The organism is Micromonospora sp. NBC_00421, from assembly GCF_036017915.1.
Taxonomy (GTDB): Bacteria; Actinomycetota; Actinomycetes; order Mycobacteriales; family Micromonosporaceae; genus Micromonospora.
Genome location: NZ_CP107929.1, coordinates 2,945,313 through 2,957,113, shown reverse-complemented (window position 1 = coordinate 2,957,113; position 11,801 = coordinate 2,945,313). Strand labels below are relative to the sequence as shown.

Sequence of the window (11,801 nt, the reverse complement as noted above, 5' to 3'; positions counted from 1 at the left end):
GGGTAATGTCGCTCACATTGCGAGACAATGTTTCACGATGAGATGCAGGTCTGTCGATGTTGGTCGGCCGGGCCGGATCGGCGGGCCGGATCGGCGTCGGGAGGCGACCGCCGGCCCGGAGGAGGGGAGCCCGGTCAGAGGGTCAGTACGGCCTTGCCGACCTCGCCGGACCGGATCGCCGCCACCGCCTCGTTGATCTGCGCGAAGGGGAACCGGGTGATCAGGCGGTCCACCGGGAAGTTGCCGGCGGCGTGCAGGTCCAGCAGCTTGGGCAGGAAGACCTGCGGCAGGCTGCTGCCGCCGATGATGCCGGTGATGCTGCGGCCGTTGAGCACGCTGCGCCACTCGAAGCTCATCTGCTCGCTCGGGCCGATCCCGACCACGCCGCAGCGGCCGAGCGGGCCGAGCGACTCGACGGCCAGCCGCAGCACGTCCTCCCGGCCGGTGGTGTCGATAGCGACGTCGAAGCCGTGCGGGGCGATCGCGGTCAGCAGTTCGCGCGGGTCGCCGTCGGTGGAGTGCACCCCGTGGGTCGCGCCGAGCAGTCGGGCAGTGTCGAGCTTGCCGGCGTTGACGTCGACCGCCGCGACGACTGCGCAACCGGCCACCCGCGCGGCCAGGATCGCCGCCACGCCCACCGCGCCGGCACCGAAGACGACGAGCGAGGAACCGACCTCCGGGCGCAGCACGTTGAGCACCGCGCCGGCGCCGGTGCCGAAGCCGCACCCGAACGGGCCGACCACGCCCAGGTCGATCTCCTTGCTGATCGGCACCACGGCGCGGGCCGGGGCTACCACGTGACTGGCGAACGACGACTGGCCCAGGAAGTGGCCGTTCACCTGCTCCCCGTCGCGGGACAGCGCCGAGCTGCCGTCCGGTCGCCGGCCGGTGAAGTTGACCGCGTCGAACCGGCGGCAGTAGGCGGGGTTTCCGCCCCGGCAGAGCGGGCAGTCGCCGCAGGAGGTGAAGCTCATCGCGACGTGGTCGCCCGGGGAAATGCCGGTGACCCGCGCGCCGACCTGCTCGACCACCCCGCTGCCCTCGTGGCCGAGGACCGCCGGGGTGGGGAAGAAGTTGGCGAACTCCAGGTCGGTGGCGCAGATCCCGACGCTGTGCACCCGCACCAGCACCTCGTCCGGCCCGGGGTCGGCGAGGTCGATCTGCTGGAGGGTGAACGGCCCTCCCGCGCTCTCCAGCACCGCCGCTGTGATCCGCACGCGCCCTCCTAGTGACTCATAAAGCGAGATTGCATCTTGACATGCGAAACGTGAAGGGTCAAGGATTCGCACATGGCTGACCTGGACATTCCCACCGCCCGCCAGCTGATCGACGGCGACTGGACCGCCGCCGCCGACAGCGGTGAGCTACCGGTGCTCGATCCCGCCACCCGGGAGACCATCCAGTCGGTGGCCCGTGCCGGCGCGGTCGACGTCGACCACGCCGTCGCCGCCGCCCGGCGGGCCGCCCCCGGCTGGGCGGCCACCTCGCCCAGCGAGCGCGGCGCGATCCTGCGCCGCTGGGCCGACCTGATCGGCGCGCACGTCGAACAGCTCGCTGAGCACGAGGCCCGTGACGTGGGCAAACCCCGTTCCGGCGCGCGGCTCAACATGTACATCGCCCAGGGCATCGTCGACTACTTCGCCGGGGCCGCGGACAAGCTCACCGGCGTCACCCTGCCCACCCGTACGCCTGACTACTTCGGCTACACCCGGCCCGAGCCGTACGGGGTCTGTGCGGTGATCATCCCGTGGAACGTGCCGGCCGTGCTCACCGCCGCGAACGTCGCCCCGGCGCTGGCAGCCGGCAACACGGTGGTGCTGAAGCCGTCCGAGGTAGCGCCCCTGTCGCCGTTCGCGCTGGCCGAACTGGCCCGTCGGGCCGGCCTGCCGGCGGGCGTGCTCAACGTGGTCACCGGGCTCGGCCCCGAGGTGGGGGTGGCGCTCACCGGGCACCCCGACATCGACCACATCAGCTTCGTCGGCTCGACGGTGACCGGCCGGGCCGTGATGCGGGCCGCCGCGCAGCACCTGGTGCCGGTCAAGCTGGAGTTGGGTGGCAAGTCCCCGAACGTGGTCTTCGCCGACGCCGACCTGGACGTGGCGGTCCCGGCGATCATCGCCTCGATCACCGAGAACGCCGGGCAGAACTGCTACGCCGGCTCCCGGCTGCTGGTCGAGGAGTCGATCCGGGCGCAGGTCGTGGAGCGGGTCGCCGCCGGCATGGCGGCGATCCGGACCGGCCCCTGGGACCAGGACCTGGACATGGGGCCACTTGTCAACCAGGCCCAGTACGAGCGGGTCCGGGGCTTCCTGGCGGAGGCTCCGTCCGCCGGGGCCCGGCTGGTGACCGGCGGCGAGCCGGCCACCGCCGCGTTCGACGACGGCTGGTACGTCGCCCCGACCGTCTTCGACGGGGTCTCCTCGGACATGCGGCTGGCCCGGGAGGAGGTCTTCGGCCCGGTGCTGGCGGTGCAGGGCTTCCGGGGGGTCGACGAGGCGGTGGCCCTGATGAACGGCACCGACTTCGGGTTGCTGGCCTGCATCTGGACCAGCGACGTGTCCCGGGCGCTGCGGGTGGCCGGGCTCGCCCGCTCCGGGCAGGTGGCGGTCAACCAGTTCCACGACGCCGGAGTGATCGGCTTTCCGTTCAACATGCAGAAGGAGAGCGGCTTCAGCCGGGGCGGCGGCTACGCGGCGCTGCGCGAGTACACCCAGGAGAAGGCCGTCGCGGTCCGGCTGCTCGACCGACCGTCGGCGTGAGCCGACCGGGTGAGCTGGCGGCGGCGCGACCACGGCTGGCCGTCGCCGCCGGGCCGCCGCCGGCCGCGTTCGCCCAGTGGCTCACCGAACTCGCCTTCGCCGGCACCGGCTGGCCGGAGCTGCTGGCCGCGCTGGCCGAGCGGACCGGGGCGGCCTGCCGGCTGGTGGCCGAGACGGGGGAGCTGCTCGCCGCCAGCGACGGCGCGGACGGCCCTCGTTGCGCCGCCGCCCCGGACGACGTGCGCCGCGCCCTGGTCGCCCAGGATGCCCGCCGACCCGTGCCGGGCGGTCGGGCCGGCGGCGCGGGGGTGCCGGGCGGCGTGCCGACCCCGGTGCGTTGTGCCGACGGGTGGACCGGTCGGGCGGTGGCGGTGGGCACGGGGTCCCGCCGGCTCGGCGCGCTGCTGCTGGCCGAGCCGGTCACGGCGGGGCAGTTGGCGTTCGCGGGGGCCGCGACCACCGCACTGTTGATCGAGGCGGTCCGGCACGAGTCGCCACCGCCTGCCGTCCGGGACGCCGCGACGGTGCTGCGGGCCCTGCGCGACGGCCTGGGCGACCCCACCGGGTCGTCACCCGGACCCACCGGGGGCGAGGCCGAACTGCTGCGGGCGGGCGCGGCGCACGGCTGGCGGTTGGACCAGCCGCACGCCGTCGCCGGGATCGCCTACACGGGGGCGCAGCAGCGCCGCTGGGCGTCCGCGCTGAGCTGGCTGGACCGGCCGGTGCTGGCCGAGGGGCGACGGGCCTGGACGCTGCTGCACGGTGACGTGGAGCGCGAGGTGACCCGGTTGCGGGTCCGGTTGGACCAGATCGTGGGGGCCGGTCAGGTGCGGGTGGTCGCCGGGTCGCTGGTGACCGGGCCGGCCCGGACGGCGGTCTCGTTCCGTGACGCGGACCGGTTGCTGCGCCTGCTGCTGCGCTCGTCGGACGAGCGGCCCGAGCTGCCGTTCGGCCAGGCCGGGTTGGCGCAGGTGCTGCTGGCCGTGCCGGACGAGCGGCTGCGCTGGTACGTGCACCGGCACCTGGGGCCGATCGCCCACCGCGACGACCTGCTGCGCACCCTGGACTGCTGGTTGGCGACCGGGGGCAGCCGGCAGGCGGTCAGCGAACGACTGCATCTGCACCGCAACTCGGTGGGCTACCGGGTCGGCCTGATCAAGCGGCTGCTGGGGGTCGACCCGCTCGACCCGCAGACGGTCGCGGTGTTGCGTACGGCGCTTGCCGCGCGGGAGTTGCTGGCCGCGTCCGAGGCCGGTTGATGCCCTGGTGGGTGGCCTGTGAACGGCCTGGACGACCAGCTTCGTTAACCGTTCCGCCTCTTTTGCGGCAAGCCGTTGACACGCCGCCGCCCCGCAGGCAGAGTACGTCGCTAAGCAGCGAGAATCACAATGCAAGACGCCATATTGACTGGTAGAGCGTGGGGGAGGTTGCGATGCGCGCGATGGTCCAGACCGATTTCGGGGGCCCCGAGGTGCTGCGCCTGCGGCACCTGCCCGACCCCGAGCCGGGCGCGGCCGACGTGGTCGTCCGGGTGCACACCGCCGCGCTCAACCGCCTCGACCTGCTCCAGCGACACACCGCCCTGCTTCCCGGCTTCCAACTGCCGCACGTCGGCGGGATGGACGTCGCCGGCCAGGTCGCCGCCGTCGGGCCGCAGGTCACCACGGTACGCCCCGGCGACCGGGTGCTGATCGACCCGACGATCGGCTGCGGCACCTGCGCCACCTGCAAGAACGGTCAACCGGGCTACTGCCCGACACTGGCCGTGGTCGGCGGCAACCGTCCCGGCGGGTTCGCCGAGTACGTCACCGTCCCGGCCACCGTCGTGCACCGGGTGCCCGGCCACGTCGACCTCGCCGACGCCGCCGCGCTGCCCACCGCCTGGAGCCTCGGCTGGCACGCCGTGCACCGCGTCGGCGCGGTCCGGGCCGGCGAGTGGGTGCTGGTACAGGCCGCCACGAGCGCGGTCAGCATCGCCGCCATCCAACTCGCCCGCCGGGCCGGTGCCCGGGTGCTCGCTGTGGCGCGTACCGAGGCCAAGCGGGCCGTCGCCGCGGACCTCGGCGCGGACGTGCTCGACCTGAACGACCGGACCGTCGAGCAGGTGCGCGAGCACACCGACGGCCACGGCGTCGACCTGGTCGTCGACCACGTCGGCACCGCCACCTGGGCCACCTCGCTGGCCAGCCTGCGCACCGGCGGCCGGATCGTGCTGCTCGGCAACACCACAGGCGACCAGGTCAGCTTCTCCCTCTCCGACGTCTACCGGCGCGGGCTGCGGCTGCTCGGGGCGGGGGCGTACACCCCGGCCGACTTCGCCGACATGCTCGACGCCTACTTCACAGGGGGCCTGCGGGTCGTCCGGGGGGCGGAATACCCGCTGGCCGACCTGGCCGGGGCGTACGCCCGGCAGGAGTCCGGCGACCTCGTCGGCAAGATCCTCGTACGGCCATGACCACCACCCCGACGGCGGGCACCGCCGACCCCCGCCCGGCCGACCTGCTGGTCGTCGACGCCGAGATCGTCACCATGGCGGCCGACCGTGCGGTGGTCCCCGGCGGCACGATCGCCGTGGTCGACGGCCGGATCGCCGCGATCGGCCCGGCGGCGACGCTGCGCGCGGCGTACCCGGGCAGTCCCGAACTCGACGCCGCCGGCTGCGTCGTCGTCCCCGGCCTGGTCAACGCCCACCAGCACACCACCGCCGACCCGCTGGTGCGCAGCAGCATCCCCGACGACGTGCCGGCCCAGCAGGCGATCTTCGACTGGATCGTGCCGCTGCACGCCGCCGTCACCGGCGACGACGACGAACTGTCGGCCACCCTCACCGCCGTCGAGTCGCTCAGCTACGGGGTCACCACCCTGCTGGAACCCGGCACGGTGGCCCACCCGCTGCGGGTCGCCGCCGGGCTGCGCACCGCCGGCATCCGGGCCCGGGTCGGCGGCTGGGGCTGGGACACCCCCGACGCGCCGTACGCCCGGCCGGCCGCCGACACCCTCGCCGTGCAGGCCGAGACGGTCGCCGCCCTGGCCGGTGACCCGCTGGTCACCGGCTGGATCACCCTGGTCGGGCACGACCTGGTCAGCGACGAGCTGTTCACCGGCGCGGCGGAGTTGGCCGACCGGCTCGACGTGGGCATGACCTGGCACCTGTCGCCCGGCCCCGAGGACGCCGCCGCCTTCGCCGCCGCAGGCCGGGCCCGGCCGGTGCGGCACCTGCGTGACCTCGGCGTGCTCGGCCCCCGGCTGCTGCTCGGCCACGCGGTGTGGCTCGACGACGCCGAGGTCGACGCGCTCGTCGAGACCGGCACCGCGGTCGCCTCCTGCCCGGGTGCCTACCTGCGGCTCGGTCAGGGCTTCAGCCGGGCCGGCCGGCACACCGCGCTGCACCGGGCCGGCGGCCGGCTCGCGCTGGGCTGCGACTCGCACAACGCCGGGGACACCCCCGACCTGTGGCGGGCCGCCCGACTCTTCGCCGGCCTGGAGCGGGACCGGGGCGTCCCCGACCCGCTGCGCGCCGACGAGGTCTTCGCCCTGGCCACCGTCGACGGCGCCGCCGCCGTCGGGCTGGGGACGCGGACCGGCTCGATCGAGGTCGGCAAGGCCGCCGACCTGGTGCTGCTGGACACCCGGACCATCCCCTGGATCCCGCGCGGTGACCTGCCCACCCAGCTCGTCTGGGGTGCGGCCGGGCACACCGTCCGGGACGTCCTGGTCGACGGCCGGGTGGTGGTCCGCGACCGGCGGGTCACCACCGTCGACGTCGACGCCCTGCGCGAGGAGGCCGCCCAGCGTCGGGCCGCCCTGCTGCGCCGGGTCGGTATCGACATCCCCCCTCGCTGGCCCACCGTGCCGGCGACCGAGTACTCCGCGCGCCGGACCGTGCCGGGCGGCGCGCTGCCTCCACTTGAAGGGAAAGCACCATGACAATGAGGATTGGTCGGGGTCCGGCGGCGTTGCTCGCCGGCGCGCTGGGATTCACCCTGTTCGGTTGCGCCAGCAACGACGCGACCGCGCCGTCGGCGGCCGGTTCGGCCAGCAGCAGCGCGGCCCCCGCCGGGCAGCCGGACGCCAACGGCGACGGCAAGGTGGTCATCGGCGTGCTCAGCCCCGGTGACATCAACGACAACGGCTACTACGAGAGCTTCGTCATCGGTGCCGAGAAGTTCGCCACCGAGAAGGGCTGGCAGGTCATCAAGCGCGGCAACGTGCCGCCGACCGAGGCGCTCAGCGCCGCCCGGGCGCTGTGTCAGCAGGGTGTGGACATGGTGGCGCTCGGCGCCTCCGAACTCAAGGACGCCATCCCGGCCTCCGAGGAGCCCGTCTGCGCCAAGACCTCCTGGTACGTGCCGTCGTCGGAGAACATCCCGCAGAGCCCCCGGGTGACGCTGTCCAGCGACGACCCCAACCAGAGCATGCTCGCCGCCGGGTACGCCACCGGCCTGGTCATGCAGCAGAACAACGCCACCAAGGCCGGTTTCGTCACCGGCATGGAGGCCGACTTCTCGGTCAACGCCGCCAAGGCGTACAAGGCGGGCATCCGGATGGTGGTGCCGAACGCGACCCTGGTGACCACCTACACCGGTGACTTCAACGACTCGGCGAAGGCCCGCGAGGCCGTCCAGGCGCAGATCAGCCAGGGCGTGAAGGTGGTCTACCCGTACCTGGGCGGGGCCACCGACGCCGCCGCCAAGCTGGCCAACACCGGCGGCGCGCTCACCCTGACCCCGGGCACCGACAGGTGCGACTCGACCGACCCGAAGTTCGACATCTCGGTCATCTTCGACCCGGGCGCGTACTTCGCCGCCGCGCTGGAGCTGTTCGCCAAGGGTGAGATGACCCTCGGCACCACCAAGAAGTGGGAGCTCGGCAAGGACCCGTACCCGGCCGTCAAGATCTGCAAGGCGACCCCGGAGCAGACCCAGAAGATGGACGCCTTCGTCGCCGACGTGGCCAGCGGCAAGACCGACACCGCCGCGACGGTCGCCAAGCTCGGCTCCTGAATCCCGCTGCCCGACGACCAACGAGGTGAAACGGACTGTGGACGTTGACGACAAGCTGACGCCGGCTCTCACCCTGCGCGGAGTCAGCAAGCGTTACGGTCCGGTCGTCGCCTGCGACGCCGTGGATCTCGCCGTACGACCCGGCGAGATCCACGGCCTGCTCGGCGAGAACGGGGCCGGCAAGTCGACCCTGATGAAGATCCTGCTCGGGTTGGTGCACCGCGACGCCGGCACCATCACGCGCGGCACCGAACCGGTCGAGATCGACAGTCCGCAGGTCGCGGCCGACCTCGGCCTGGGCATGGTGCACCAGCACTTCAGCCTGATCGAACCGCTCACCGTCTGGGAGAACGTCATCCTCGGCGACACCGGGCGGATCGACCGGGCGGCGGCCTGCGCCCAGGTCGAGGAGGTGGCCCGACGCTACGGGCTGCCCATCGACCCGCACGCCCGCATCGACCGGCTCTCCGCCGGGGAGCGGCAACGCGTCGAGCTGATCAAGTGCCTGCGCCGGGACCCGTCGGTGCTGATCCTGGACGAGCCGACCTCGGTGCTCACCCAGGCCGAGTCGGCGGAACTGTTCACCGTGCTGCGCCGGGTGGTGCAGGCGGAGCGGCGGGCGGTCATCCTGATCAGCCACAAACTCGCCGAGATCATGGCGGCCACCGACCGGGTGACAGTGCTGCGGCGCGGCGCGGTGGCGTTCCACGGCGCGACGAAGGACACCACCGCCCAGCAACTCGCCCGGCAGATGGTCGGCCGGGAGGTCTCGTTGCAGACCGAGAGCGCGGCGCTGGGCCTGCTGCCGGTCGAGCGTCCCGAACCGGTCGCGGGCGTCGACGAGTCCGGCGTCCCCGTGACGGCCGGGAGCCCCACGGCGCAGGAGCAGCCGGCGGCGTTGCGGCTGCGCGAGGTGACCCTGCTCGTCGGCGGTCTGCCGGTGCTGGACCGGCTCAGCCTCGACGTCGCCCCCGGCGAGATCGTCGGACTGTACGGGGTCGAGGGCAACGGCCAGGCCACCGTCGGTGAGCTGTTGTCCGGGCTGCTCGTCCCCGACTCCGGCACCGTCGAACTCGACGGCCGCCCGGTCGACCTCGTCCGGCCCGGCGCGTTGCACCATGCCGGTCTCGGCATCGTGCCCGAGGACCGGCACCACTCCGGGGTGGTGCTCGACATGAGCGTCGCGGAGAACCTGGTGATGAAGTCCCTCGCCGGGGTCACCACCCGGGGGGTGCTCAGCCGGCGGCGGATGCACCGGATCGCCCAACGGCAGATGACCGAGTTCAACATCGTGGCCCCCTCGCCGGACACCCCGCTGCGCAGCCTCTCCGGCGGCAACCAGCAGCGGGTGGTGCTGGCCCGGGAGTTGTCCGCCGGCCCGAAGGCGCTTGTCGCCGCCCAGCCCACCCACGGGCTGGACGTCGGCGCGATCGAAGACATGTACGTGCGGCTGCGGCAGGCCGCCGCGGAAGGGGTGGCGGTGTTGCTGATCTCCACGGAGTTGGAGGAGGTGATGGCCCTGGCCAACCGGATCGCGGTGATCTCCTCCGGCCGGATCGTCGGGGTACTCCCCACCGCCGAGGCCACCGCCGAGCGGCTCGGCATGCTGGTCGGCGGGGTGAGTCACTGATGGCCACCCTCGGCATCGGCGGCACCGGCCAGCGGCTGCTGCGCCGGCTCAACCCCGGCCCCGGCGGTTGGCAGGTAGGTCTCGCCACGGTCGCCACGGTGGGGCTCGCGCTCGGCCTGTCCGCCCTGCTGATCGCGGTCACCGGCGGCTCGCCCACCGCCTCGACCAAGGCGCTCTACCAGGGCAGCATGGCCTCCCCGGCGGCCTGGTCCACCTCCCTGCTGTACGTCGCGCCGCTGCTGCTGGTCGCGGTCGGGGCGTGCGTCAGCGCCCGCTCCGGCTTCTTCAACATCGGCCAGGAGGGGCAGGTGCTGATCGGCGCGCTCGCCGGCGCGTGGGTCGGCCTGCGGCTCGCCGTACCCGGGCCGCTGCTGCTGGTCCTGGTGCTGCTCGCCTCGGTGGTCGGTGCCGGGATCTGGGCCGGGCTCAGCGCCCTGATGTACCGCTTCCGGGGCGTCAACATCGTGGTGAGCACGATGCTGATGACCTTCCTCGCCCAGCAGCTCATCTCGTTCGCGGTGAACACCCCGTGGCTGCTCCAGGAGTCCCGGCTCGGCCGGGGCACCCTGTCCCCGCAGTCCAACCCGGTGCCGGAGAACGCCCGGCTCACCTCCCTCGGTGACTACCCGAACCTCCAGCTCAACGGCGGTCTGGTCCTGGCCGTGGTGGTGGCGGTCGTGCTGGCGCTGGTGATGGCGCGTACCCGCTGGGGTTTCCGGTTGAAGATGGTCGGCCTCAACCCGGCGGCGGCCCGGCACGCGGGCGTGCGGGTCGGCGCGCTCGGCGGCATCGCCCTGGCGATCTCCGGGGCGCTTGCCGGCCTGGCCGGGGCGCTGCTGCTGACCAGCCCGGTCGGCACCAACCGGTTGCAGCCCGGGATGTCGCTCAACATCGGCTGGGACGGTCTGCTGGTCGCCCTGGTCGCCCGGAACAATCCGCTGCTTGCCATCCCGGTGGCGGTGCTGTTCGGCGTGCTGCGGGCCGGCGGCAGCTTCCTGGCCGCCACCGGCGTGCCGTCGTTCCTGGTCGACGTGGTCAAGGCGCTGCTGGTGCTGGCCTTCGTCGCACCCCCGGTGGTGATCGGCATGCTGCGCCGCCGTCGCCTGGCCGACCAGCCGGCCACCCCCACCTCGACCTCGACCGCACCGGTGGCCGCTGCCACGTCGACCCGCCCGGCCGACACGTCGGCCCCGGTCACCGGGTCGGACCTGGAAGCGGCCGGACCGGCGGCGTCGGTGCCCGGACCCCGGGCCGCCGCGCCGCAACCGGCGGACCCCGGTGACGCCGGGACCGCCGGCGACAAGGACGCCATGGAAGGCAGGTTGGCATGAGTGCCGCCGACAACATCGCCACCATCCTCTCCAGCGGGGCTCGGCTCACCGTGCCCCTGGCCTTCGCCGCCTGCGGTGAGTACGTCGCACAGCGCGCCGGCACCCTGAACATCTCCGTCGAGGCGATGATGCTCGGCGCGGCGTTCGGCTCGATCGCGGTCGCCAGCGCCACCGGCAGCGCCACCATCGGCCTGGTGGCTGGGGCGTTGGTCGGGGTGGCGGTGGCCTTCGTGCACGGCATCCTGTCGCACCGGGTGCAGATCAACACCTTCGTCGTCGGCCTGGTGCTCAACGCGTTGGTGCTCGGCCTGACCAGCTACCTGATCACGGTCAGCACCTTCACCGGCCACCAGGTCTGGCAGGTGAACATCCCCGTGCTGCGGGACATCCCGATCGTCGGCCCGATGTTGTTCGTCCAACGCTGGCCGGTCTACCTGCTGCTGGCGGTGGTCCCGCTGACCTGGTGGCTGGTGGAGCGCAGCCGGTGGGGGCTGGAGCTGCGGGCGGTGGGGGAGAACCCGCAGGCCGCCGACGTCAGCGGGATCGAGGTCAACCGGCGACGGCGGCAGGCGCTGCTCTGGTGCGGGCTGCTCGCCGGGCTCGGCGGGGCCTACCTGGCGGTCGGCGAGGTCGGGTCGTTCAACCAGAACATGACCGCCGGCCGGGGCTACCTGGTCATCGCGGCGGTCATCTTCGGGGCCTGGCGGCTCGGCCGTACCCTGATCGGCTGCGTCGTCTTCGGCCTGGCCGACGCGATGCGGCTGGCGCTGCCGGCGCTCGGGGTCACCATGAACTCGCAGCTGCTGATCGCCGCGCCCTACCTGCTGGCCCTGCTGGCGATGCTGGTCTTCGCCACCTCGCACCGCGAACCCCGGGCCCTTGCCCAACCGTTCCAACGCGGCACCACCTGACGGGGGCTCCCCTCGACTCCGGTCCGCCCACACGGGGCAGCGGCCACCCTCCTCCGGTGGCGGTCGCTGCGCCGTGTGGGTCCTGGGTCGGCACCCGCCCGCCGTGGTGGTCGTATCTCGTCGATCACATGACCCGGGGGCATACCATGACTTTTTGTCACGATCGG

Annotated in this window: 9 protein-coding genes; 8 read left to right on the top strand and 1 reads right to left on the bottom strand. The window is 73.3% G+C overall.

The window, feature by feature from the left end:
- Positions 1 to 134: 134 nt before the first annotated feature.
- Positions 135 to 1,217, bottom strand: a complete 1,083-nt coding sequence (locus tag OHQ87_RS12740; RefSeq protein ID WP_328348113.1) for an NAD(P)-dependent alcohol dehydrogenase — start codon at positions 1,215 to 1,217, stop codon at positions 135 to 137.
- Positions 1,218 to 1,289: 72 nt separating this feature from the next.
- On the opposite strand from OHQ87_RS12740, the gene OHQ87_RS12735 reads away from it, so the two are divergent.
- From OHQ87_RS12735 to OHQ87_RS12700, 8 genes are all read left to right on the top strand, one after another.
- Positions 1,290 to 2,759 (top strand): aldehyde dehydrogenase family protein, encoded by a 1,470-nt coding sequence (locus OHQ87_RS12735; protein WP_328348111.1) that lies wholly within the window; start codon positions 1,290 to 1,292, stop codon positions 2,757 to 2,759.
- Positions 2,756 to 4,018: a PucR family transcriptional regulator gene (locus OHQ87_RS12730; protein ID WP_328348109.1), complete on the top strand. Its 1,263-nt coding sequence runs from the start codon at positions 2,756 to 2,758 to the stop codon at positions 4,016 to 4,018. The genes OHQ87_RS12735 and OHQ87_RS12730 overlap by 4 nt, the downstream gene beginning before the upstream one ends.
- A 173-nt stretch (positions 4,019 to 4,191) precedes the next feature.
- On the top strand, positions 4,192 to 5,214 hold the full coding sequence (locus OHQ87_RS12725) for a zinc-binding dehydrogenase (protein WP_328348107.1): 1,023 nt from the start codon (positions 4,192 to 4,194) through the stop codon (positions 5,212 to 5,214).
- On the top strand, positions 5,211 to 6,686 hold the full coding sequence (locus tag OHQ87_RS12720) for an amidohydrolase family protein (RefSeq protein WP_328348105.1): 1,476 nt from the start codon (positions 5,211 to 5,213) through the stop codon (positions 6,684 to 6,686). Before OHQ87_RS12725 ends, OHQ87_RS12720 begins: the two co-directional genes overlap by 4 nt.
- On the top strand, positions 6,683 to 7,762 hold the full coding sequence (locus tag OHQ87_RS12715) for a BMP family ABC transporter substrate-binding protein (RefSeq protein WP_328348103.1): 1,080 nt from the start codon (positions 6,683 to 6,685) through the stop codon (positions 7,760 to 7,762). The genes OHQ87_RS12720 and OHQ87_RS12715 overlap by 4 nt, the downstream gene beginning before the upstream one ends.
- Before the next feature lie 37 nt (positions 7,763 to 7,799).
- Positions 7,800 to 9,392: an ABC transporter ATP-binding protein gene (locus tag OHQ87_RS12710; RefSeq protein ID WP_328348102.1), complete on the top strand. Its 1,593-nt coding sequence runs from the start codon at positions 7,800 to 7,802 to the stop codon at positions 9,390 to 9,392.
- A complete protein-coding gene (locus tag OHQ87_RS12705) occupies positions 9,392 to 10,723 on the top strand; it encodes an ABC transporter permease (protein ID WP_328348101.1) in 1,332 nt (443 codons plus the stop codon). Before OHQ87_RS12710 ends, OHQ87_RS12705 begins: the two co-directional genes overlap by 1 nt.
- The gene (locus OHQ87_RS12700; RefSeq protein WP_328348099.1) at positions 10,720 to 11,634 is read left to right on the top strand and encodes an ABC transporter permease; all 915 of its coding nucleotides are present in this window, start codon (positions 10,720 to 10,722) and stop codon (positions 11,632 to 11,634) included. The genes OHQ87_RS12705 and OHQ87_RS12700 overlap by 4 nt, the downstream gene beginning before the upstream one ends.
- Positions 11,635 to 11,801: the final 167 nt, after the last annotated feature.